The organism is Staphylococcus sp. GDY8P196P, assembly GCF_017891705.1.
Taxonomy (GTDB): Bacteria; Bacillota; Bacilli; order Staphylococcales; family Staphylococcaceae; genus Staphylococcus; species Staphylococcus ureilyticus.
Genome location: NZ_JAESJS010000009.1, coordinates 118744 through 142455, shown reverse-complemented (window position 1 = coordinate 142455; position 23712 = coordinate 118744). Strand labels below are relative to the sequence as shown.

The 23712-nt window shown below is 31.4% G+C and carries 21 protein-coding genes; 5 read left to right on the top strand and 16 right to left on the bottom strand.

Annotated elements, in window-relative coordinates:
• Positions 1 to 4: 4 nt before the first annotated feature.
• Positions 5 to 451 carry a ferric iron uptake transcriptional regulator gene (gene fur, locus KA814_RS05180; protein ID WP_019468360.1) on the bottom strand — a complete coding sequence of 149 codons (447 nt, stop codon included), beginning with the start codon at positions 449 to 451 and terminating at the stop codon, positions 5 to 7.
• Between the two features lie 104 nt (positions 452 to 555).
• Positions 556 to 1098 carry an NUDIX hydrolase gene (locus KA814_RS05175; RefSeq protein WP_046208209.1) on the bottom strand — a complete coding sequence of 181 codons (543 nt, stop codon included), beginning with the start codon at positions 1096 to 1098 and terminating at the stop codon, positions 556 to 558.
• Positions 1099 to 1291: 193 nt separating this feature from the next.
• Between KA814_RS05175 and KA814_RS05170 the strand changes: the two genes are divergently transcribed.
• Positions 1292 to 2206, top strand: a complete 915-nt coding sequence (locus KA814_RS05170; RefSeq protein ID WP_046208208.1) for an aldo/keto reductase — start codon at positions 1292 to 1294, stop codon at positions 2204 to 2206.
• 260 nt (positions 2207 to 2466) lie between these two features.
• Here KA814_RS05170 and KA814_RS05165 read toward each other — a convergent pair whose 3' ends face one another.
• Entirely contained in the window at positions 2467 to 3225 is a 759-nt protein-coding gene (locus KA814_RS05165) for an SDR family NAD(P)-dependent oxidoreductase (protein WP_046208207.1), read from the bottom strand.
• A 145-nt stretch (positions 3226 to 3370) separates the two neighbouring features.
• Here KA814_RS05165 and proC point away from each other — a divergent pair, with 145 nt between their 5' ends.
• On the top strand, positions 3371 to 4186 hold the full coding sequence (gene proC, locus KA814_RS05160; RefSeq protein ID WP_064208928.1) for a pyrroline-5-carboxylate reductase: 816 nt from the start codon (positions 3371 to 3373) through the stop codon (positions 4184 to 4186).
• A 132-nt stretch (positions 4187 to 4318) separates the two neighbouring features.
• Here the strand turns inward: proC and rnz are convergent, their stop codons facing one another.
• Entirely contained in the window at positions 4319 to 5239 is a 921-nt protein-coding gene (rnz, locus tag KA814_RS05155; protein WP_064208927.1) for a ribonuclease Z, read from the bottom strand.
• Positions 5240 to 5387: 148 nt separating this feature from the next.
• Here rnz and zwf point away from each other — a divergent pair, with 148 nt between their 5' ends.
• Both zwf and KA814_RS05145 read left to right on the top strand, forming a co-directional pair.
• Positions 5388 to 6872, top strand: coding sequence for a glucose-6-phosphate dehydrogenase (zwf, locus tag KA814_RS05150; RefSeq protein ID WP_046208204.1), 1485 nt, complete (start codon positions 5388 to 5390; stop codon positions 6870 to 6872).
• 288 nt (positions 6873 to 7160) lie between these two features.
• A complete protein-coding gene (locus KA814_RS05145; protein ID WP_046208203.1) occupies positions 7161 to 8030 on the top strand; it encodes an AraC family transcriptional regulator in 870 nt (289 codons plus the stop codon).
• Positions 8031 to 8147: 117 nt separating this feature from the next.
• On the opposite strand, the gene KA814_RS05140 is transcribed toward KA814_RS05145, so the two are convergent.
• The 3 genes from KA814_RS05140 to KA814_RS05130 form a co-directional block, all read right to left on the bottom strand.
• Positions 8148 to 9797 carry a glycoside hydrolase family 13 protein gene (locus KA814_RS05140; protein WP_046208202.1) on the bottom strand — a complete coding sequence of 550 codons (1650 nt, stop codon included), beginning with the start codon at positions 9795 to 9797 and terminating at the stop codon, positions 8148 to 8150.
• A gap of 549 nt (positions 9798 to 10346) precedes the next feature.
• Complete coding sequence (gene gndA / locus KA814_RS05135) at positions 10347 to 11756, bottom strand: NADP-dependent phosphogluconate dehydrogenase (RefSeq protein ID WP_046208201.1); 1410 nt, start codon at positions 11754 to 11756, stop codon at positions 10347 to 10349.
• A gap of 68 nt (positions 11757 to 11824) precedes the next feature.
• Positions 11825 to 12964, bottom strand: a complete 1140-nt coding sequence (locus KA814_RS05130) for a M20/M25/M40 family metallo-hydrolase (protein WP_064208926.1) — start codon at positions 12962 to 12964, stop codon at positions 11825 to 11827.
• 201 nt (positions 12965 to 13165) lie between these two features.
• On the opposite strand from KA814_RS05130, the gene prli42 reads away from it, so the two are divergent.
• Positions 13166 to 13264: a stressosome-associated protein Prli42 gene (gene prli42, locus KA814_RS05125; protein WP_150822912.1), complete on the top strand. Its 99-nt coding sequence runs from the start codon at positions 13166 to 13168 to the stop codon at positions 13262 to 13264.
• Between the two features lie 170 nt (positions 13265 to 13434).
• Here the strand turns inward: prli42 and KA814_RS05120 are convergent, their stop codons facing one another.
• The 9 genes from KA814_RS05120 to ahrC form a co-directional block, all read right to left on the bottom strand.
• Complete coding sequence (locus KA814_RS05120; RefSeq protein ID WP_046208199.1) at positions 13435 to 14430, bottom strand: aromatic acid exporter family protein; 996 nt, start codon at positions 14428 to 14430, stop codon at positions 13435 to 13437.
• Positions 14431 to 14442: 12 nt separating this feature from the next.
• Positions 14443 to 14880 carry a bacilliredoxin BrxB gene (gene brxB / locus KA814_RS05115; RefSeq protein WP_064208925.1) on the bottom strand — a complete coding sequence of 146 codons (438 nt, stop codon included), beginning with the start codon at positions 14878 to 14880 and terminating at the stop codon, positions 14443 to 14445.
• A gap of 215 nt (positions 14881 to 15095) precedes the next feature.
• The gene (locus KA814_RS05110) at positions 15096 to 16376 is read right to left on the bottom strand and encodes a dihydrolipoamide acetyltransferase family protein (RefSeq protein WP_064208924.1); all 1281 of its coding nucleotides are present in this window, start codon (positions 16374 to 16376) and stop codon (positions 15096 to 15098) included.
• Between the two features lie 12 nt (positions 16377 to 16388).
• Positions 16389 to 17372 carry an alpha-ketoacid dehydrogenase subunit beta gene (locus tag KA814_RS05105; RefSeq protein ID WP_046208196.1) on the bottom strand — a complete coding sequence of 328 codons (984 nt, stop codon included), beginning with the start codon at positions 17370 to 17372 and terminating at the stop codon, positions 16389 to 16391.
• Positions 17365 to 18363, bottom strand: a complete 999-nt coding sequence (locus tag KA814_RS05100) for a thiamine pyrophosphate-dependent dehydrogenase E1 component subunit alpha (protein ID WP_046208195.1) — start codon at positions 18361 to 18363, stop codon at positions 17365 to 17367. Before KA814_RS05100 ends, KA814_RS05105 begins: the two co-directional genes overlap by 8 nt.
• Before the next feature lie 16 nt (positions 18364 to 18379).
• Positions 18380 to 19801: a dihydrolipoyl dehydrogenase gene (gene lpdA / locus KA814_RS05095; protein WP_064208923.1), complete on the bottom strand. Its 1422-nt coding sequence runs from the start codon at positions 19799 to 19801 to the stop codon at positions 18380 to 18382.
• 493 nt (positions 19802 to 20294) lie between these two features.
• Positions 20295 to 21203, bottom strand: a complete 909-nt coding sequence (locus tag KA814_RS05090) for a phosphate acyltransferase (protein ID WP_210122685.1) — start codon at positions 21201 to 21203, stop codon at positions 20295 to 20297.
• A gap of 73 nt (positions 21204 to 21276) precedes the next feature.
• On the bottom strand, positions 21277 to 22956 hold the full coding sequence (gene recN, locus KA814_RS05085; RefSeq protein ID WP_064208921.1) for a DNA repair protein RecN: 1680 nt from the start codon (positions 22954 to 22956) through the stop codon (positions 21277 to 21279).
• A 20-nt stretch (positions 22957 to 22976) separates the two neighbouring features.
• On the bottom strand, positions 22977 to 23429 hold the full coding sequence (gene ahrC / locus KA814_RS05080) for a transcriptional regulator AhrC/ArgR (RefSeq protein ID WP_019468379.1): 453 nt from the start codon (positions 23427 to 23429) through the stop codon (positions 22977 to 22979).
• Between the last annotated feature and the right edge of the window lie 283 nt (positions 23430 to 23712).

The following is a 23712-nucleotide window of genomic DNA, read 5'->3' as shown; positions in this document are numbered from 1 at the left end:
TAAATTATTTTCCTTTTGCTTGGCACGATGCACAAATACCATGGAATGTTAAACGATGGTCTAATATTTTAAATTCAAATTCATTTTCTACTCTTTCCTCTACGCGAGGTAATAAGTCTTCTTCGATTTCTTCTACTTTACCACATTCCATACACACAAGATGGTGGTGAAAATGTTTTGCTCCTTCTTTTCTTAAATCGAATCGTGCAACACCATCACCAAAGTTTATTTTATCCACTACCTTTAATTCTGCTAGCAATTCTAAAGTACGATAGACAGTTGCAAGTCCTATTTCAGGTGCTTTGTCTTTAACTTTTAAATAAACATCTTCAGCACTTAAATGATCTTTTTCATTTTCAATTAAAACTCTCAATGTTGCCTCACGTTGTGGCGTCAATTTATAAGATGATTGCTGTAATTGTTGCTTCACGCGATTTAATCGTTCTTCCACGGAAGCCTCACTCCCCTACTAATAATTATAATCATTTTAATTTAGTTATGATATATATATTTAAAATACCAATAATTGATAAAATTCGCAAGTATTCTCGCCTCTTATTTATAATGATTATAATTAAGTAGTAAATGTTGTAAAGCAATAATGGTTTTTGCATCTTCCAATTCTTTATTATCTAATAATGTTTTAATTTCATTTATATCAAAATATGCTATTTCTAAAAATTCATCTTCATCTAAATGCATTTCACCTTTTGTTAAATTTTTTGCCATATAAATTGATATTTTTTCGTTTGAGAAACCAGGTGAACCATACATTTCAGTAATATGTTCTAATTCATCTGCAATATAACCAGTTTCTTCCTCAAGTTCACGCTTAGCTGCGGATATACGTTCTTCGTCTTTTTCTAATTTACCTGCTGGTATTTCTAATAGTGGTTTTTCGCAAGCTTTACGAAATTGTTTCACTAATATCACTTTATTATCAGGTGTAATTGGACAAACAGCGACAGCACCGTTGTGGTATATTAATTCACGTTTAGAAGTTTGTCCATCGGGTAGTTCAACATCGTGGACTTCTAAATCTATGATTGCTCCTTTATAAATAGAAGCGCTATGCAATGTCTTTTCAAATAGGTTCATAAATAATCACTGTCCTTTTAATTGGTTTAAGATATTGTTAAGATGTACTCATTAGTTAGTTATTATGGGAATAGCGAATGAACACATATTGAGTTTGATTTTTGTTTTGTATAGAATAGTTAATATTGAAAAATCCAACTTACTTTATTACGTCTACGCCCTATTATCCAAGTGTATCGAAAGGAGATAAAACATGCAAAAAAATGTTTTGAAAAGCGGTATAGAAATTTCAGAGTTAGGTTTAGGCTGTATGAGTCTTGGGACAAATAAAAAGCAAGCAGAGCCTATCATAGAACGTGCAATTGAACATGGTATCACTTATTTTGATACAGCTGATATGTATGACAAAGGTGTAAATGAGACAATCGTTGGTGAGACTTTAAAGAAATACCAAAATAGAGATGATATAATCATTGGCACAAAAGTAGGAAATCGTTTAACGGAAGATGGGTCTACAACATGGGATCCTTCTAAATCTTATATTAAAGAAGCAGTGAAAGGCTCATTGAAAAGACTTGGTTTAGATCATTTAGATTTATATCAGCTACATGGTGGTACAATTGATGATCCTATAGATGAAACGATTAGCGCTTTCGATGAATTAAAGAAAGAAGGTATTATCCGTGCTTACGGTATCTCCTCAATAAGACCTAACGTAATCGATTACTATTTAAAACATAGCGATATCGAAACGCTAATGTCTCAATTTAATTTAATTGATAACAGACCGGAACAACTTTTAGATGATGTACATGCTAAAAAAGTTAAAGTATTAGCTCGCGGTCCAGTGTTTAAAGGATTATTAACTGCTAAAAGTAATAATGTGTTAGATTCAAAATTTAGTGAAGGTATTTTTGACTATACTTATCAAGAACTCGGCGAAACAATTGCATCCATAAAAGAAATAGAAAGTAATTTAACTGCACTTACGTTTAATTATTTAACGTCTCATGATGCTTTAGGTTCTATCATTGTTGGTGCAAGTAGTACAGATCAACTTGATGAAAATGTAAAAAATTATCAACGTTCAAAAGACATAAGTTTAGAAGCTTTAAAAGCAGCACAAGAGCGTGTGAAAAATTTAGAGTATACCCAACATTTAAAATAAATCTCTTTTACTTGTTTCCAATATGTATGTATGCGAAAAATTGAAAATATTAAAGTTTTAATTGTATAAACGAGGTTGTTTCTAAGACCGAAAGCTAAAAAATAAATAACTTCAATCAAAGCCAAAACGTCAATTTCTATTGTGATTTTATAGAAATTGACGTTTTTATATTAAAAGCTTAATTATCCGTAACACCATTATTGCTATCTTCTATTTTAATGCTATTGTCAAAATGACAATTTCTCATTTTTGAAGTAGCGTTACCTTTTGTTTTTAAATAATGAAGTGAGGTTTTTTTCTATAAAGCGTGGCATTAATTGATAAATTTTTAGTAAATTATGCATCCATCTAGGTTGATTAATTTCTAATTTTTGCCTAATTATACCTTCGATAATTTGGTTTGCTAGTTTTTCGGGATCAAGCATTATATCTCTGTATTTTTTAGCAAATTTCATTGATGGATCTGCTTTTTCATGGAATGGCGTCGCTATTGGCCCTGTATTAACTGTCATAATATGATAATTTGGTTTTTCAATGCGCAGTGCATTTAATAATTGATTGAAAGCCGCTTTACTTGCACCATAATGTGCAGCATAACCTTGGCTTATAAAGGCAGCTTGACTACCTATACCAACGATAATTGGATTTTTAGAGAAAGCCGGTTGTACAACTTTCATTAATAGATTAAAATGCAATACATTCAACTTATATGTTTCAAACATTTCAACAGATGTATGGTCTTCAATGGATTTAAAATACCCAAGACCAGAACAATAGATGAGTCCATCAATCGTTTGGTGTTGAAAGTAATTTTTTAAATCCATGATTTCCTGTTGTGATTGTAAATCACATTTAATGATATTAAGATGTTCTGTGTTATATTGTGTTTTAAATTGTTTTAATTTCTCTGGATTTCGTGCAAGTACCGTAACATGTACTTTTTTAGTTAATAATGTTTTTAATATGGCTTTTCCTAATCCACTTGTACCACCTGTTAATATAAAATGTTTACCTATCATAGTAAATTCTCCTAGCTTTAAATTCATAGTTTAAGTATATGAGTGTAAATGATATTTTACTATAGATCTTTAAAAATTCTTAGCCATAATTTAAAACTATGTTAGTATGGAAACATAAAAAGCAAAGAGGAAGTGAAGTCTTCACATGAAACTAGTATTTTATGGTGCCGGAAATATGGCGCATGCAATTTTTACAGGTATCGTTAGTTCAAAAGTGATTGATTCTAAAAATATTTATTTAACGAATCGTTCGAATGAAGTTGCATTAAAAGAATATGCTGACGAGTTAGGTGTGAACTATAGCTATGATGATGCGGCATTGTTAGAAGATGCAGATTATGTATTCTTAGGAACGAAACCATATGATTTTGATGAGTTAGCAGACCGTATCAAACCATATATTGCAGAAAAGAATAAATTCATTTCTATTATGGCTGGTTTACCGATTAGCTATATTCGTGAAAAATTGGCTTCTAATAATCCAATTGCGCGTATCATGCCAAACACAAATGCACATGTCGGACATTCAGTTACTGGCATTAGCTTTTCCAATAATTTTGGCGCTAAATCAAAAGAAGAAGTTGATAGTTTAATAAATGCATTTGGTTCTGCGATAGAAGTTTCAGAAGATAATTTACATCAAGTAACAGCGATTACTGGAAGCGGTCCAGCATTTTTATACCATGTCTTTGAGCAATATGTTACAGCAGGTACACGTTTAGGTTTAGAAAAATCACAAGTAGAAGAATCGATTCGGAATTTAATTATAGGAACGAGTAAAATGATAGAACGTTCAGAATTGAGTATGGAGCAGTTAAGAAAAAATATCACTTCTAAAGGTGGTACAACACAAGCAGGACTTAATGCACTTGCAGATCATGATATAGAGGCTATATTCGAAGATTGTTTACGTTCTGCAGTTAATAGAAGTATTGAATTATCCAACCAAGACAATGATTAATATCTTTTAAAAAAATTAAATTATTATAGATAAGTGGGACAGTAATCTAAATTGTAAAATACTTCCAAAGTTTATTATTAAGACTCGTTTTGGAATACATCAATTTTTAGATAACTGCCCCACTTTTCATTTTTAAAATTGCCAAGCATCAAAGTCATTAACAAAATTAAATGGTGGTGTATCACTTAAAAGTTTAAGTGATTTACTAATTTCACATACTTCTTCTTTAGTATAACGATTACTAATATGTGTGATTAAACTGTAGTCGACATTGGCTTCTCTTATCAATTCAAAAACATCATCAATATGACTATGGTGATAACTATTAGCCAATGATTTATCTCCTTCTATATATGTACTTTCATGTACCATGATATTTGCATCACGTGCAATTAATAATTCGTTTTTACAAGGCATAGTGTCTCCAAATATTGCTACTACTGGACCTTTAACTGCGTCGTCTTTAAAGTCCTTGGAGTTGTAGATTTCACCTTTATATTCAAATGTTTCATTGTTTTTTACATCTTGATATTTAGGGCCGGGTTCTAATCCGATGCTTCTAAGTGCTTCAACATTTATTTTACCAGATTTATATGGTGCTTCCACTCTATATCCAAATGAAGGAATACCATGATTTAACATATGTGCTTCAACATTAAATCCATTGTGTTGATAGGACAATTGTTCCTCAATCTCAATATAGGTAATAGGATAATTTAATTTTGATTCTGATAAAGTTAAAGTTGTTTCTATATATGATTTAATACCTTTGGGGCCAATAATCGTAAGCGGTTTACCTTCACCTCCTTGGAAAGATCGGCTTGTTAGCAAGCCAGGTAAGCCAAATATATGATCTCCGTGCATATGCGTGATAAAAATGTGATCAACTTTACCTAATTTAATTGAATGATGTAATATTTGATGCTGTGTGCCCTCACCAACATCAAAAAGCCATATGCTGTTAGAGTATGGTTCCAAATTTAATGCAATCGCTTGCGTATTTCTTTCTTTAGTTGGCAGACCAGCACTTGTCCCAAAAAACGTAATTTCCATGCATATGCCTCCTCTTCTTGTTCATATTTTATCATATAAAAGTATTAAAAATATAATAAAATATGATATTACAAGCAAAATTGTGGGAAGATACTGGTATATTGGTCTATAATAAATACAGATTTAATAAAGAATTGAGGTTTTGATCTTGAATACTAGAAATAAAGATATCCCATGCTTAATTACTATTTTTGGAGCAACTGGTGATCTTAGTCACAGAAAATTATTTCCATCATTATTCCATTTATACCAACAAGAAAATTTGAATGAGCACATTGCAATCGTTGGAATTGGTAGAAGAGATTTAACAAACGATGATTTCCGTAGTCAAGTGAAGTCGTCAATTCAAGAACATGTTAAAGATACTAAACACTTAGATAAATTTATGGAACACGTATTTTATCATAAACACGATGTAAGTGATGAAGCGAGTTATCAATCACTATTAGAATTCAGTAATAAATTAGATCATGATTTCCAATTGCAAGGTAATAGACTCTTTTATTTAGCTATGGCTCCAAATTTCTTTGGTGTTATATCTGACTATTTAAAATCTTCTGGATTAACAGATACAACAGGTTTTAAACGCCTAGTAATTGAAAAACCATTTGGCTCAGATTTAGAATCTGCTGAAAAATTAAATGAACAATTACGTCGTTCATTTAAAGAAGAAGAAATATACCGTATTGATCATTATCTAGGCAAAGATATGGTTCAAAATATTGAGGTATTACGTTTTGCCAACGCAATGTTCGAACCATTGTGGAATAATAAATACATTTCTAACATTCAAGTTACTTCATCGGAAGTGCTTGGTGTTGAAGACAGAGGTGGCTACTACGAATCTAGCGGCGCATTAAAAGATATGGTTCAAAACCATATGTTACAAATGGTTGCCTTACTCGCAATGGAAGCACCTATTAGTTTAAATAGTGAAGATATCAGAGCAGAAAAAGTTAAAGCTTTAAAATCTTTACGTAAATTAGAACCAGAAGAAGTTCGGCAAAATTTTGTTCGTGGTCAATATGATGAAGGTGTCATTGAAGGTCAGCAAGTAAAACGTTATAGAGATGAAGATCGTGTAGCAGAAAATTCTACCACACCAACTTTTGTTTCAGGTAAACTAACGATTGATAATTTTAGATGGGCTGGTGTACCGTTCTATATAAGAACTGGTAAACGAATGAAAAGTAAAACGATTCAAGTAGTTGTCGAATTCAAAGAAGTTCCAATGAACCTATACTATAAAACAGATAAAAAATTAGATTCCAACCTCCTAGTTATTAACATACAACCAAATGAGGGTGTCTCCTTACACTTAAATGCTAAAAAGAATGTACAAGGCATTGAAACTGAGCCAGTACAACTATCGTACGCAATGAGCGCGCAAGATAAAATGAATACGGTTGATGCTTATGAAAATTTATTATTTGACTGTTTAAATGGAGATGCAACTAACTTTACACATTGGGAAGAATTAAAATCAACTTGGAAATTCGTTGATGCAATTCAAGAAGAATGGAACCAAAATGAACCTGAATTCCCTAATTATACAGCTGGAACAAATGGTCCATTAGCAAGTGATTTACTATTAAGTAGAGATGGTTTCCACTGGTGGGACGATATTCATTAGTTAACATGTAACTAATTAAAAATAAGGCAATGATACAAGTTTCTATTTATGCTTGTGTTGTTGCTTTTTTATTATACCCTATTTGTGTTATGATTTAGACTATTGATTAAACTATGAATATACAATTTTAGATTGTTTACATTTTACCCTATTTAATATTTTTGAGATGTAAGTCATATAAAAATGATGTAAAATAGAACTAATCAACAATGATTCATAACATAGTGTATAGAAAAGTAACGAGGTACATATTTAATTGTATTTAGTTATAATTTAGGAGTGAAAGTTTTGGACGTTATCAAGCAAATCCAACAGGCAATTGTATATATTGAAGATCATTTGCTAGAACCTTTACATTTGCAAGCACTTAGTGATTACGTTGGTCTTTCACCATTTCATATTGATCAATCATTTAAAATGATTGTAGGTCAATCGCCAACAGAATATGCAAGGTCAAGAAGATTGACTTTAGCTGCTCAAGACATTTTAAGTGGTTCAGCTCGCTTGGTAGATGTTGCAAAAAAGTATAGCTATAAAGATGCTAATGATTTTGCTAATGATTTTAGTGATTTTCATGGTGTTTCTCCTATTCAAGTCAATACAAAACGAGACGATTTAAAAATGCAACCAAGACTTTATATTAAACTTACTACTACAGAACGTGCGCCTTATACGTATCGTTTAGAAGATACACAAGGCTTATCTTTAGTGGGTTATGCTAAATTTTTGAATTCAGACGAGATTGACAACCCATTTAAAGTGCCTGATTTTTTAGAAGATTTATTAATTGACGATAAAGTTAAGGAATTACAACGATATAATGATACGAGTCCACATGAGCTATTTGTGGTTAATTGTCCACTTGATCATGGTATGGAAATTTTTGTTGGCGTGCCAAGTGAAAGATACCCAGCTCATCTAGAAAGTCGTTACTTACCTGAAAGACAATATGCTAAATTTAATTTGCAAGGTGAGATGGATTATGTCGTCAATGAAGCTTGGTATTATATTGAGACTAGCCTGCAGATGACTTTACCCTATGAACATAATAGTTTGTACGTTGAAGTTTATCCATTTGATATTTCATTCGATGATCCATTCACTAAAGTTCAATTATGGATGCCTGTTGATCAAGAGCAATATGACATACTTGAATAACAATACACAAAATGCTTAAATAACAAATAGCGAGTAAGCAAACTTATTATTAATTGAGTTGCTTACTCGCTATTTTTGCGTTTGTAATACTATTTAATGTGGTAAATCGAAAATGTTTTATAATTTAATTACAAATGCTTCGTATGGTTGGATATTTTCAAAATCAATAGTATTGTTTTTATAGTTGTGTAGTAAGATATTTTCTTCTATCACGTTCATATCAAAGTATAATTTAGCTTCTTGATTTGTTAAATTACCAACAATTAGTACACTTTGACCATCTAATTCTCGTGTATATGCAAATACTTGACTATTTTCTGAATCAACTAGATTAAACGTTCCATATGTAAAAATATCTTGAGATTTTTTTAATTTTATTAAAGCTTTATAGAAATTTAATATTGAATTTGGGTCTTGTTGTTGTTGTGCAACATTAATCGTTTTATAGTTTGGATTTACAGGGAACCAAGGCGTTACGTCTGAAAATCCTGCAAAGTTAGAACTATTCCATTGCATAGGCGTTCGTGAATTATCTCTATTTTCTTTTTTATGTTTATCTAAAAGTTTGGATACGTCGCCACCCTGCTGTTTGACAATTTGGTATTCATTGACTACTGCAACATCATTAAAAGTTTTAATATCATCAAATGGATAATTGGTCATACCAATTTCTTGCCCTTGATAGATAAAGGGTGTACCTTGTTGTAAAAAATAAACGACTGCATGACTTGTAGCAGATTCAAACCAATAATGCGAATCATCTCCCCAAGTTGATACACGTCTTGGCTGATCATGATTTTCAATAAATAATGCATTCCAACCAACATTTTCAAGCTTTTTTTGCCATTCATTTAACACATTTTTATAGGCATTGACATCAAATTTAACATCACCTGAATTCCATAAACTTAAATGTTCGAATTGAAAAATCATATTGAACTTACCAGTTGACTCACCTACCCATGGTTCAGCATTATCTGGACTGACGCCGTTTGCTTCCCCTACAGTCATAATATCATAATGATTTAAAGATTTATCTTTCATTTCTTGTAACCAAGTTTGTATGCCAGGTTGATTCATATCCACTTCAAATGCTGGCGCATAATCTTTTCCTTCTGGTAGTTTTAAGTCACCAGCTTCAAATGTTTTTTTAATATGTGTTATTGCATCTACTCTAAAACCATCTATACCTTTATTAAACCACCAATTCATCATTTCAAAAATAGCATTTCTCACTTCTTTATTTTCCCAGTTTAAATCTGGTTGTTTTTTACTGAATAAATGAAAATAATATTGACCTGTATGTTCATCAAATTCCCATGTAGATCCATTAAATATACTTTCCCAATTATTTGGCTCTGAACCATCTGGTTTCGGATCTCTCCAGATATACCAGTCACGTTTAGGATTATCTTTACTTGATTTTGATTCTATAAACCACTGATGTTCATCTGATGTATGGTTTACGACCAAATCTAATATTAATTTCATATCTCTTTGATGTACTTCATATAGTAATTGATCAAAATCTTCCATAGTACCAAACTCATCCATAATATCTTTATAGTCACTAATGTCATAACCATTATCATCATTTGGAGATTTATACATTGGGCTAAGCCAAATAACATCGATGCCTAAATCATCTAAGTAATCTAATTTTTCTATCACACCTTTTAAATCTCCGATACCATCGTTATTTGTATCATTAAAGCTTCTTGGATAAACTTGGTAAGCGATTGCTTCTTTCCACCATTCCCTGTTCATATAAATCCCCCTTCAAAAGTATTGAATTCGTTAAATCCGTTCATTATTAATATTTGAAGTGTTACCTATGAGTTGTATTGTCATAAAATATTTGCATGACAAGCAGTAGCGAATATTTCATTGTTATAGGTTAATACAATATTAAATATAAAAGAATTAATTACATATATTATTAGGTTAATTAATGTATGTATAAAAGTCAAAAGTTTAGCGTAATCGCTTCCAAATGAAATAGGTATGATTTAAAAAAGACATTTAGTTTATACATAAATATTTCATTTTAAATAAATCAGCTAAACAATAACTTTATTTTTAAATTCGATTGAATAAGTAATTTTATTTATAGAAAAAACACTTCCGTATAAATTCATTTTATATTATGAATTTAACGAAAGTGTTTTTATTATGATCTTCACTAATTGAGGTCAATCCATCGTTAATTTTAATGACATTTAACACGCTTTAGTTAGAATTACTTATGTTTTTGGTAATTTTTTAGTTTCATCTGAGATAATTATATCAGAACATGAATGTTATAAAACATCTAAATTATTCATCAATCCACTGTGTATGGAAAATGCCAGAACGGTCTTTTCGCTCATATGTGTGTGCACCAAAATAATCGCGTTGTGCTTGGATTAAGTTAGCTGGTAAATTTTCTGAACGATAACTGTCATAATAGTTAATACTTGCAGAAAAACCAGGTGTTGGTACGCCATTTTGTACGCCTGTTGCTACAACGTCACGTAAAGCATCTTGATAATTTGTAACGATGTCTTTGAAATAAGGATCTAATAGTAAGTTTTGTAATTCACTATCATTATCATACGCTTCTTTAATTTTTTGTAAGAATTGCGCACGGATTATACAACCTTCACGCCATATCATAGCAAGTTCACCTAATTGAAGATTCCATGCATGGTCTTCACTAGCTTTTCTCATTTGAGCAAAACCTTGCGCGTAAGAACAGATTTTACTCATATAAAGTGCTTTGCGGATTTTTTCAAGGAATGCTTCTTTATCACCCTCAAATTTAGCACTAGGTCCATTTAATTGTTTAGAAGCATTTACACGTTCTTCTTTAATTGAAGAAATAAAACGAGCAAATACAGATTCAGTGATTATTGTTAAAGGTATTCCTAGTTCTAAAGCATTGATAGATGTCCATTTACCAGTACCTTTTTGGCCAGCTGTATCTAGTATTTGTTCAACTAATGGGCCATTTGTTTCATCATCTAATTTATTGAAAATATCACCAGTTATTTCTATTAAATAACTAGATAATTCCCCAGCATTCCAGTCCTTAAATGTTTGAGCGATATCTTCATGTGACATACCTAGTAAGTCTTTCATCATTGCATAACTTTCTGCAATTAATTGCATGTCAGCATATTCTATACCATTATGGACCATTTTAACGTAATGTCCGGCACCATTTGGTCCAATATAGGCTACACATGGAGCACCGTCTTTTGCTTTTGCTGATATAGCTTCTAATATATGACTCACTTTATTAAAAGCTGCTTCTTGTCCACCAGGCATAAGTGAAGGTCCTGTTAATGCACCAACTTCACCACCAGATACACCCATACCAATGAAATTAACACCACTTTCAGCGAGTGCTTTGTTTCGTCTAATTGTATCTTGATAATTAGTATTTCCACCATCAATTAAAATGTCATCATCGTCTAATAATGGTAAAAGCGTATCAATTGTTGCATCTGTAGCTGTTCCTGCTTTTACCATTAGTAGTATTTTACGGGGTTTTTCTAAGGAATTTACAAATTCTTCCATTGAATATGTTGGATGTATGTTTTTTCCTTCAGATTCTTTTACCATTTCATCTGTTTTTTCTGAAGAACGGTTAAAAACTGATACGCTGTATCCACGTGATTCAATATTCCAAGCAAGGTTTTTACCCATTACGGCTAAACCTACTACACCTATTTGTTGTGTCATTTAACTAACCTCTCTTATTAAAGTTTTCTAGTATATTGTATCACAAAGGTATCTTTATATTCACTTAATCAGTTTATAGATTGTTTAATAAGCACGTCGTTAATACTTAAAAGTTGACTAGCTAACTGATTTAAAGATTCAATTGAAATTCTTTCTTCTGTAGTGTGAATGTTTTCATAACCTACACCTAAAATGACTGTAGGTATTCCAAGTTGATTTATTATATTACCATCTGATCCACCACCAGCAATGACAGTATTTGCTTCTAAACCTAAAGCTAAAGCGCTAGATTTTGCTATAGAAGTTACCGCTGCATCATCAGAAATTTTAAAACCTGGATAACTTTTGATGATTTCTACTTCGGCATGACAATGATACCTTTTTGCTGTTGTTTCAAAAACAGATTTCATATGATTTACTTGTCTGACGATACTTTCTTCTGAATGTGAACGTGCTTCTGCATTTAATGTTACTTTTTCTGCCACAATATTGGTAGCAGAACCACCTTCAAAACGACCAATATTTGCAGTGGTATAGTCATCTATTCGACCTAAGTTCATTTCACTAATTGCCTTTGCAGCTACATTGATTGCGCTTATACCATGGTTAGGTGTACTGGCGTGCGCTGTTTTTCCAAATATAGTCGCATTCAGTTTCATTTGAGTTGGCGCACCAACTACAGTTGTGCCAACTGGAACACTTGCATCAATTGCAAACCCATAACTCGCATCTAGTAAAGTTTTATCTATTGCTTTCGCCCCCTCTAAGCCAATTTCTTCACCAACAGTCAAAACAAATTGAATTTGACCATGAGGCAAATGTTGTTCATTAATAACATGGATAAATTCTATAATAGCTGCTAAGCCAGCCTTATCATCTGCACCTAAAATCGTAGTTCCATCTGAGTATATGTATCCATCATCCTTTACAGTTGGTGTGATTTTTTGACCTGGTACAACTGTATCCATATGACTTGTGAAATATATTTTTTCAAGATGTTCATAATTGGGCGTTGCCTTTAAGGTGCAAATTAAATTATTCGCACCTAAAGTATCATTTTGAATACTGGCTTTATCTTCATAGATATCTATATTTTGCTGTTCCATTATTTTTTTAAGATGGTATTGGATATCCTGTTCATTGCCACTTTCAGAATCAATTTGAACGAGTTCTAAAAATGTCTCTAATAGACGTTGTTTATTTATCATATAAATCCCCTTTTCTATAATCACAATTTATTTTAGTTTACATAAGTTTAAAGCTTAGCAAAACAAATATGTTTATACGTATTCGTCTAGTTATGTTATAATATACATTGATAAAATAGTAGTGACTTGAAATATTGTGGATGAGTCACAGTACAATATTGCTTTTTAAAACGCATTTGATATATTTTGGAGGAATTAAGTTTGAATAACAATAAAGTGCTTAGATTTATAATTGTAGTTATGTTGATAGCAGTCGTACTTGCATTAATCTTGACGAGTATAGTTCCTTTAACAAATTAAAAAATGAAAATAAATATTAATTAAAATTGTGTCATGTATCATTTAGCGATGTAAATTATATTGCTTTATGGTACATTTTTTGTGCTTTTTTACATTAAAATGACCTAGGTAAAAGAAAGTGATTGCGCCATTTCTTTTACCTAGGTCAAGGTGATTATTATTTATGCATATTATGAAAAAATTGTTGATTTTGTATCTTTATGTAATTTTAAGGATCCGAATTGTGATTTAACTTCTAAATATTCTTCTAATTCATTGAGTAATTGTTTAATGCTTGCTCTAGTTCTGAAAGAAGCATGTGAGTTTGGTAACTCTAATTGATCTAACTCTAATTTGATTTCATAAAGAGAATGTAAGCGTAAGGCAGTATAATCATTACTATTTACGTTTTGAGCTACCTCTAAAAACAAACTGCTGATTTTATCTAATAATGTGTCTTTTGTTTCAATGTTTTGTATCATTTTAGACATTCTTTCTAATAATTCTAACTGTGCTTCTCTCATATCAAAATAATGATAGTAAGAATTTTCATTACGTACAAAATGATTTTTAACATCTCTAAATGCAATTGATTTTGCTTTTTGTATCGTAAGTTGTAATTGATTGAAGGACATATCTAAAGAAGGGTTAGGTGCTTTGCAAGTAGTACTGAATGTTTCAAAGATTTTTGTGAATTGATTTTCTATTTCCTCTTTATATTGTTTTAGTTTAAAGTCTAAACTAGGCATGATTAAATTCATTAAAAATGCAATACCAAGACCAACGATTAACAATAAAATTTCATTGATAAACAAGTGTATGTCAATGACTTTAGCATTAAATACATGCAGCAAAATAACACAACTTGTAACTACTCCCTCTTGTACTTTAAAAACAACAGTGAGCGGTATAAATAAAAGTACGATCACACCTAAAATAATCGCGCTTTGACCAAAATAACTGAAAGCTATTGAGCCAATCACAAGGATTAATATACAAGAGACAAATCTAGATATTATCGCTTGTAGTGAATGCACTTTTGTATGTTTAATACAAAGCACCACTAAAATGGCACTAGAAGCAAAATTATCTAACCCCATTAATTTAGCAATGATAATTCCTAGTGCCATACCTACAGCAGTTTTTATTGTTCTAAATCCGATTCGATATGGATTTAATCGCATCATCGATGTTAACCTCTATCTTTCATCACAATAAGTATCAAATAAATTTTGTAATTGATTAATAACATCCATCACATCGTGGCCTTCGATTTGATGACGTTCTATCATTTTTGTGATTTCACCATTTTTTATTAATGCAAATGATGGGCTTGATGGTGCATATCCTTTAAAATAATCTCTTGCTTGTTGAGTTGCTTCTTTATCTTGTCCAGCAAACACTGTTACAAGTCTGTCTGGTAATTTATCATAATGTAATGCATGCGTAGCTGCTGGTCTAGCAATACCACCGGCACAACCACAAACTGAGTTAACCATTACTAGTGATGTGCCTTCTTGATTTAAGACTTTATCAACTTCATCAGCTGTCGTTAATTGTTCATAACCTGCTTCTTCGATTTCATTTCTTGCTTGGCTTACTACATCATTCATATATAAATCAAAATTTAAATCCATATTCAAATCACCTTTCGTTATCAATTTATTAATTTCATTTTACTAATATATAGACAATAGTTCAACATGTGTGTTTAATCTGACAACAAGTTCGTTCATCATGGAACCTTCAATAATAAAGTTTTTAAAATAAAAAAGTTAGAAATCAAAATAATGAAATTTGATTTCTAACTTACTATTTATCACATTTAATAGTATTTACCGATATTACAAAACTAATAAATACTTGTGTTTTCTATAGAATATTGCTCGATTCTCGTTTTGACGAAATTCATAAATCTACCTGCTTGCAAGCCATCTAATATACGATGGTCGATAGAAATACATAAATTAACCATATGTCTAATTGCAATCATATCATCAATAACGACAGGCTTTTTGATAATAGATTCAATTTGAAGTATTGCTGCTTCAGGGTGATTGATAATTCCCATAGATGATACTGAACCAAATGTACCAGTATTATTGACTGTAAAAGTACCACCTTGCATATCTTCAGATCTTAATTTTTTATTACGTGCTTTTTGAGCTAAATCATTAATTTCTCTAGCAATGCCTTTTAAAGATTTTTCATCAGCATTTTTGATTACTGGAACATATAATTTTTCTTCATCAGCTACTGCAATTGAAATATTAACATCTTTATGCATTACTATTTCAGAATTTTGCCAGCTGCTATTTAGTAAAGGATATGCTTTTAAGCCTTCTGCTACTGCTTTTACAAAGAATGCAAAATAAGTAAGGTTATAACCTTCATTTTCTTTAAAACTATTTTTATGATAATTTCTTGTTTTAACTAGATTTGTAGCATCTGCCTCTACCATCATCCAAGCATGTGGGATTTCATTAACACTGTTGACCATATTTTCAGCAATTTGCTTACGAACGCCATTTACTGGTATTGCTGAACCCGGAGAGGGTTCATTATATTGCACTTGCTTATTGACTTTAGGTGAGTCTTTAGGCGCGATGATTTCTGAACCTAATTTATGGGTACCTTCTTTGATTGCTTTCTCTATGTCCTTTTTAGTTACTCTTCCTTCAAAGCCAGTTCCTTTAACTTGTGAAAGGTCAATTTGATGTTCAGACGCTAGTTTAAATACTACAGGTGAAAAGCGTCCATTATTTTGAGGGCGCTGATCAGCTGCAGCGTTTTCGCTATTGTTTACATTTGAGTTACTCTCTTGAGTTTGTGATGTTTCTTTTACATCTTCAGGTTGGTCATTTGTAGCACCGTTATCGGTATTTTCATCTGATACATCTTCTTCAGTATCTAAGTAACAAATTACTTCACCTACTTCAACTGTTGTACCTTCCTCCACAATAATTTCACGGATTGTACCTGCAAATGATGATGGCACTTCTGCTGTAACTTTATCAGTTATGACTTCACAAAGTGGGTCATATTCTTCTATTTTATCGCCTACTGAAACAAGCCATTGTTCAATTGTTCCTTCATGTACACTTTCACCGAGTTTAGGCATTTTAATTTCCATGGTTGTGCCTCCTTAAAATTCTGCGAGTTCACGCATTTTGTTTTTTATTTTTTCTGGATTTATCATAAACTCATCTTCAAGCGTCGGTGCAAATGGCATTGATGGAACATCTGGCCCGGCAAGTCTCATAATCGGTGCATCAAGGTCAAATAAACAGTTTTCTGAAATAATAGCGGCTACTTCAGAAATAATACTTCCTTCTAAATTATCCTCAGTAACTAATAATATTTTACCTGTTTGTTTCGCGCGTTCAATAATTGTATCTTTATCTAATGGATACACGGTACGTAAATCTACAACTTCAACATTGATGCCTTCTTCCATTAACATATCAGCAGCTTGTATACAATAATTGACACATAAGCCATAGGTAAATACTGTAATGTCATCTCCTTCACGTTTTACATCAGCTTTACCAATTGGCACCGTATAATATGACTCAGGTACTTCTTCTTTTAATAAACGATATGCTTTTTTATGTTCAAAGTATAGGACTGGGTCATTAGATTCGATTGAAGCAAGTAATAGCCCCTTTGCATCATAAGGTGAAGAAGGTATGACTATTGTTAGACCAGGTGTTGATGCAAAAATAGATTCTACACTTTGAGAATGGTATAAAGCGCCATGAATTCCACCGCCAAATGGAGAACGAATGGTTAATGGACAGTGCCAATCATTATTTGAGCGATATCTCATCTTAGCAGCTTCACTCATAATTTGGTTGGTAGCAGGTAAAATGTATTCTGCAAATTGTATTTCTGCCACTGGTCTTTTACCCATCATTGCTGCTCCTATACCAGTTCCCACAATGTTAGATTCAGCTAATGGCGTGTCTAACACACGTGCTTCCCCATATTTTTGTTGTAATCCTAGAGTAACACCAAAGACGCCACCTTTTTTACCTACATCTTCACCCAATACAAAAACATCATTGTCTTTTTCCATTGCTTGGTCTAGACCTTGATGAATCGCTTCTAAATAAGATAATTTAGCCATTATTTAAGCTCCCTTCTTCGTAGACATGTGTGTAAGTTTCTTCTGGTGATGGATAAGGTGCTTTTTCAGCTTCTTTTGTAGCTTGATTAACAATTTCTTTATGTTCTTTTTCTATTTCATCCAACCACTGTTCATCAATAATTCCTTCTTCTAATAAGAAAGATTTGAATTTTTGATTACAATCCAATGATTTTAATCCTTCACGTTCTTCTTGTGAACGATATTTATCATCATCATCAGAAGAATGCGCAGTCAAACGTGTACACATCGCTTCAATTAAAGTTGAACCTTCGCCACTCAATGCACGCTCACGAGCCTCTTTCATAACTTTATATACTGCAATAGGATCATTGCCATCTACTTGTTCACCATGTATACCATATCCAATAGCACGATCAGATAATTTTTCAGCACCATATTGCAATGAGTCAGGTACAGAGATAGCATATTTATTATTTTCTATAACGCAAATAAAAGGTAATTTGTGTACACCAGCGAAGTTTAAACCTTCATGGAAATCTCCTTGGTTAGAACTTCCTTCACCTACAGTAGTTATTGCAATATTTTGTTTACTGTCCATTTTTAAAGCTAGTGCAGCACCAACTGCATGTAATATTTGTGTAGCAACTGGTGAACCTTGAGATAGAATTCCTTTTTCTTTTTTACTAAAATGAGATGGCATTTGTTTGCCGCCAGAACTGATATCATCACGTTTACCAAAAGCAGCTAACATTGAATCAAGTGGCGTCATACCTAAATATGTAACAAGTGCAAGATCTCTATAATAAGGTGATGAAATATCCCCTTCTTGCATTGCGAATGCCATACCTATTTGTGTAGCTTCTTGTCCCTGACAGCTTATTACAAAAGGTATTTTACCTGCACGATTAAGTAGCCACATGCGCTCATCAATTTTTCGGCCTAAATCCATCCATTTATACATAGATTTTAATTCAGAAGTATCAAGACCTACTGATTTATAATCAAACATTTTGTATCCTCCTTAATTAAACGTGAATCGATCTATTTTCGACTTTTAATCCTAATTCCATCAGCACTTCTGAAAGTGACGGATGTGCATGTGTAGTTAACCCTAATTCCAATGTTGAACCATTCATAAATTGAAATAATGATAATTCATTAATGAGCTCAGTTACGTGGGGGCCAATCATATTTATACCTAGGACGTTATCGTTTTCTTGATCAATTACAATTTCACAAAAACCATTCAAATTTTTTGTATTTTCAATGACTGCTTTTCCAATTGCCTTAAATGGAACTTTAAATGTTTTTGTTTTGAATCCTTCCTCATTCGCTAATTCTTTATTTTGACCAATACTTGCAACTTCTGGTTGTGTATAGACACATTTTGGCATTTTATTATAGTCTACTGAGATTGGTGTAGCATCAAACATATGCTCAATGGCTGTTATGCCTTCTTTAGATCCAACATGTGCGAGTTGTAATTTACCTATACAATCTCCAGCAGCATAGATATGTTTGTCTTCTGTTTGTTGATATTCATTTACGACTATATGGTCTTTATCCGTCAGTTTTATTTTTGTGTTGTTTAATCCAATATCTGTTGTATTTGGTTTACGACCTATGGCTACTAATAATTTATCAAAAACGAATAATTCTTCCTCGATTTGAATTTCAATACTGTTATCTTTAGTAGAAACATGTTCTTCAGATAGTTGGACATCTACATAAAAATTAACGCCACGTTGTTCTAAATCATTTTGCAACGCTTTTGCTATTGATTTACTTTCAGTAGGCAAAATACGTGGTCCTGCTTCGATAACAGAAACTTCTACACCTAAGTCCACCATTAAAGATGCAAATTCTAAACCAATTACTCCGCCTCCTATGATAGCAAGTGTTTGCGGTAATTTATCTAACTTCAAAATATCATCACTAGATAACACAGTGTTGCCATCAAAAGATAAAAAAGGCAAGGGCATTGGAGATGATCCTGTACAAATTAATACATTATTATTTGGAATTAATTCTGATTCACCATCATCATATTCTACTGAAATAGTGCCACTTTGAGGTGAGAAAATAGATGGACCTAATATTCGTCCGACACCATTAAACACATCTATTTTATTATGTTTCATAAGTTGTTCAACACCGTTAAACATTTGTTGGACTACTTCATTTTTACGCGTTTGCATTCTTGAAAAATTTAACTTAAATGCATCAATATCTACACCAAATTCACTTGAATTTGTAACTGTTCTTAATACTTCAGCGGATTTTAAGAGCGCTTTTGTTGGTATACATCCTTTATGTAGGCAAGTACCTCCTAAAAGTGACTTTTCTACAAGCGCAACTTTTTTACCTAATTGAGATGCTCTTATTGCTGATACATACCCAGCTGTTCCTCCACCTAAAATTACTAAATCATATTTTTCATCTGCCATATTTTTGCTCCTAACTGCAATCTTAGTATTATGTCAAAAATCATATTTAAACATTAAATTCGTATAGTATTTAAAATTCAATCTATAGTTTACAGTTTAATATTTATTTGAAAGAACATTGATAAAAGAATTGTATAGCAAGTTTAAAGTATTTAACAAACTGAATTGTTTAATGTTAATTAATTTAAACATACGAATAAAATCACCTTTGAATTTTAAAAGTGATTTCAATACAAATTTTTGAAATTTACTAAAATAACTCCATTTCACCAATTTTTAAAAACGAATACTTTCAGTAAAATGTTTAAATAATGAAATATGAATAGATACTATTATTACAATAAGTCTTATATAGAAAATCGTTACTTACTTTACATAAACAAGTGCAACAGCAATTAAATTTTCTATTAATTGATATCCTTTACTATCTTACATCAAAATTCAGTATTATAAAATTAATAACCTAAATAATAGTGTAAAAATTCAAATTTATTTAGTGGTTAAATTTATTTTGTGTTTTCAAAGCAAGTAATAAGGAGATTAACTTATTTTGCTTACTTTCTGCCCTTGACGTGAAGACAATTGGGAATTTTGCGCCGAGTAACAAACTGGAAACAGAAGCATTTCCAAAATGAGTTAAAGATTTTAATAAAGCGCTCCCAACATCTATATTTGAAACGATAAGTGCATCTACATCACCAGCAATATTTGATGTGTAATTTTTTTCAATCGCTCTTTTTTTACTGATTGCATAATCAAATAGAATTGGTCCATCTACTTTTACATATACATCCGAAGTTCGATTGAAAATATTTTTCAATTTTTCAGCATCAATAGATGATGGTATCTTTTTAGACGCATATTCGACTGAAGATAATAATCCAATATTAAATTTATCGTAACCTAATGTATTACTAAGGGTAGTTAAATTTTTAATGATTTGCTTTTTTTCTTCTATTGATGGTGCCACATTATATGCTACATCACTAATCATTAAAGTTTTATGGTAATTAGGTATACTAAAACACGCGACATGGTTTAAAAATCCATATTGGTCTATAAAATTTTTATTGCTTAAAATAAAAGAAATCATTGATGTGGCTTTCATTTTTCCTTTCATTAAAACAGTTACTTTACCCTGCGATAAATCGTCTGCACATTGCTTAAGTAATTGATAATCACTTGAAAATGTTAGCACATGAATCCTGTTTAAGATTTGAGGTTCTAAATCAAAAGAACGAATGATTTCCGTAGTGTCTTGGGTATCATAAATAAAAATATCTATGTTAGTTAATTTTAAAGCCTTAACTAGTACTGATATCATTTTTTCATCATTTGCATATAAAACGGCTACATTTCCATTCATTGTTTCACATGGTTCAACTAAATGTTGGAATCGCATAAAATCAACATCCTTCACTGATTATTTATCTAACTCAGCTAGCACTTGTATTAACAATAGTGAATATAGATTTTTATTTTAAATTATGGTTCTGCTCTATCATTTCTTTCGCATTTTGTCTGGTTAATTCTGTCACAGTAGCACCAGAAATCATTCTTGCTACTTCATCAATACGTTCTTCTCCAGTCAATTCTTTAACTTGTGTTGTTGTTCGTTCATCATTAGAATTTTTACTAATAAATAAATGGTGATCACTCATGGACGCAACTTGTGGTAGATGTGATATACATATCACTTGTATGTGTTCAGCCAATCCTTTCATTTTCTCTGCCATCTTTTGGGCAGCCTTACCAGATACACCAGAATCTACTTCATCAAATAAAATCGCTGTCTGCCCTCTTGTTTTTACAAAGATAGTTTTTAGCGCTAACATAATTCTTGATAATTCTCCTCCAGAAGCAATTTTATTTAAGCTCTTTAAGGGTTCGCCTTTATTTGGACTGATTAAAAATTCCACAAATTCTATTCCTTCTCGGTTCGGTTTATCTAAAGGTTTAAATGAAATTTCTAAATTAGCATCATTCATCTGAAGGTTTTGAATTTCATCTACAATATGATTACGCAATGTTTGTGCAACATTTCTTCTTTCTTGCGATAACTTTTCTCCTAATTCCATAACATTTTTATATAAATCATCGATTTCTTGACGTAATTGAGCAGTACTTTCTTCATAATTTTCAATCTTATTAATTTCGTCAGCCATTTTATCTTGATACATAATTAGTTCATTAACATCTTTACCATATTTACGTTTCAAACTATTTAATAAATTCATTCTAGATTCTAATTCATTTAAATATTGTTCATCAAATTCTGTATTCGTTAAATCATCGTACAATTGATGTTTAGCATCCTCAAGTGTGTAATAAAATTGGTCGACATCTTCTTTTAGTTCATCATATTTATCAGGTAAAATTTCACTAATTGATTGTAACTGATTACTCAATTCGTATAAACGATCTGTAATGGCATGCTCATCTGTCAACGTGACGTGTGCATTGTTTAAGGCTAAACTGAGACTTTCTGAATTTTGAATACGTTTGATATCGCTCTCAAGTTGAGGGACTTCGTTTTCAATAAGATTCGCTTCTTGTAATTCTTCATATTGAAATTTTAACAAGTCTAACCGTTGTAATAACGCTTGATCGGCTGACTCTAAATCTGCTAATTCTTTTTTCTTAGCGCTATATTTATCAAAAGTATCAACATACGATTCAAGCAGTGATTTATATGTATTTTCGGCATAATTATCTAATAAATGTAAATGATATTTTTGCTTTAATAATGTTTGTGTTTCATGTTGCCCATGTATATCTAATAATTCTTGCATTATTTTTCTCAAATCTTGTAAAGTAACTGTTTGATTATTAACTCTACAAATACTCTTACCTGAGCTAAATATTTCTCTTTTTACTAATAAAAAGTCTTCATCGATATCGATAGATAAATCATGAAGTATCGAAATGGCTTCTTTACTATTATCTATATCAAAAATTCCTTCAATAACAGCTTTTTTTTCACCATGTCTAACATAGTTTGATGAAGCACGCATACCAATTAATTGACCAATCGCGTCTATAATAATTGATTTACCAGCACCAGTTTCGCCACTCAAAACAGTTAAGCCATCACCAAAGTTTACTTCTAATTCATCTATAATTGCGAATTGTTTAATTGATAAGGTTTGTAGCATTTATAATCACTTCCTTATACTTATAATAGATTAAAGATACGTGTTTTGATTTTTTCGCTGGCTGATTCATCTCTGCATATAATTAAACATGTATCATCACCACAAATTGTGCCCAACACTTCATCCCAGTCTATTTGATCTAAAATTGCCCCAATTGATTGAGCGTTACCAGGTAAGGTCTTAAGTACTAAAAGGTTTCCAGTACCATCAATATTTACAAATGAATCCATTAAATAACGACCAAGTTTTTCTAAAGGATGATATTTTCTGTCATTAGGTAAACTATAAACATATTGACCAGAAGGTGTAGGGACCTTTATTAACTGTAATTCTTTAATGTCGCGAGAAACAGTTGCTTGGGTAACATTTAACTCATATTCATTTAAACGCTTTACCAGTTCATCTTGGGTTTCAATTTTTTCATTAGATATAATTTCTCTTATTTTAATATGTCTTACTGATTTTTTTGCCATGTATAGCACCTCTGTAAACGAATATTTATACAATGATTTTAACACATGGACAATGATACTACTACTAAAGTTAATTTAACAGAAATACTTTTATTGACTGTTGTGTATACTGCCTGTCTATTTTCGAAGTGAATTAAAAATAAGCCATAATTAAATTTTGAATCACTTATACCGATACTATTTTAGTAACAAATGAATATTTATTTATAAAATTATAAATTTTTATAAATAAAAAATCACGCTACGAAAAGTAGCATGATTTAGCATAATTTAATGGTAGAAA

Bases quoted from the DNA above. Each gene is read 5' to 3' on its own strand.
- brxB (WP_064208925.1), bottom strand. From the start codon at position 14,880: ATGGATTTAAATTTTGATTTATATATGAATGATGTAGTAAGCCAAGCA.
- KA814_RS05165 (WP_046208207.1), bottom strand. From the start codon at position 3,225: ATGATAGGTAAACATTTTATATTAACAGGTGGTACAAGTGGATTAGGA.
- KA814_RS05120 (WP_046208199.1), bottom strand. From the start codon at position 14,430: ATGATGCGATTAAATCCATATCGAATCGGATTTAGAACAATAAAAACT.
- rnz (WP_064208927.1), bottom strand. From the start codon at position 5,239: ATGGAAATTACGTTTTTTGGGACAAGTGCTGGTCTGCCAACTAAAGAA.
- proC (WP_064208928.1), top strand. From the start codon at position 3,371: ATGAAACTAGTATTTTATGGTGCCGGAAATATGGCGCATGCAATTTTT.
- KA814_RS05100 (WP_046208195.1), bottom strand. From the start codon at position 18,363: ATGTTTGATTATAAATCAGTAGGTCTTGATACTTCTGAATTAAAATCT.
- KA814_RS05175 (WP_046208209.1), bottom strand. From the start codon at position 1,098: ATGAACCTATTTGAAAAGACATTGCATAGCGCTTCTATTTATAAAGGA.
- gndA (WP_046208201.1), bottom strand. From the start codon at position 11,756: ATGACACAACAAATAGGTGTAGTAGGTTTAGCCGTAATGGGTAAAAAC.
- recN (WP_064208921.1), bottom strand. From the start codon at position 22,956: ATGCTACAAACCTTATCAATTAAACAATTCGCAATTATAGATGAATTA.
- lpdA (WP_064208923.1), bottom strand. From the start codon at position 19,801: ATGGCAGATGAAAAATATGATTTAGTAATTTTAGGTGGAGGAACAGCT.
- KA814_RS05105 (WP_046208196.1), bottom strand. From the start codon at position 17,372: ATGGCTAAATTATCTTATTTAGAAGCGATTCATCAAGGTCTAGACCAA.
- KA814_RS05170 (WP_046208208.1), top strand. From the start codon at position 1,292: ATGCAAAAAAATGTTTTGAAAAGCGGTATAGAAATTTCAGAGTTAGGT.
- KA814_RS05090 (WP_210122685.1), bottom strand. From the start codon at position 21,203: ATGCGATTCCAACATTTAGTTGAACCATGTGAAACAATGAATGGAAAT.
- KA814_RS05140 (WP_046208202.1), bottom strand. From the start codon at position 9,797: ATGAACAGGGAATGGTGGAAAGAAGCAATCGCTTACCAAGTTTATCCA.
- ahrC (WP_019468379.1), bottom strand. From the start codon at position 23,429: ATGGCAAAAAAATCAGTAAGACATATTAAAATAAGAGAAATTATATCT.
- KA814_RS05130 (WP_064208926.1), bottom strand. From the start codon at position 12,964: ATGATAAATAAACAACGTCTATTAGAGACATTTTTAGAACTCGTTCAA.
- KA814_RS05110 (WP_064208924.1), bottom strand. From the start codon at position 16,376: ATGGAAATTAAAATGCCTAAACTCGGTGAAAGTGTACATGAAGGAACA.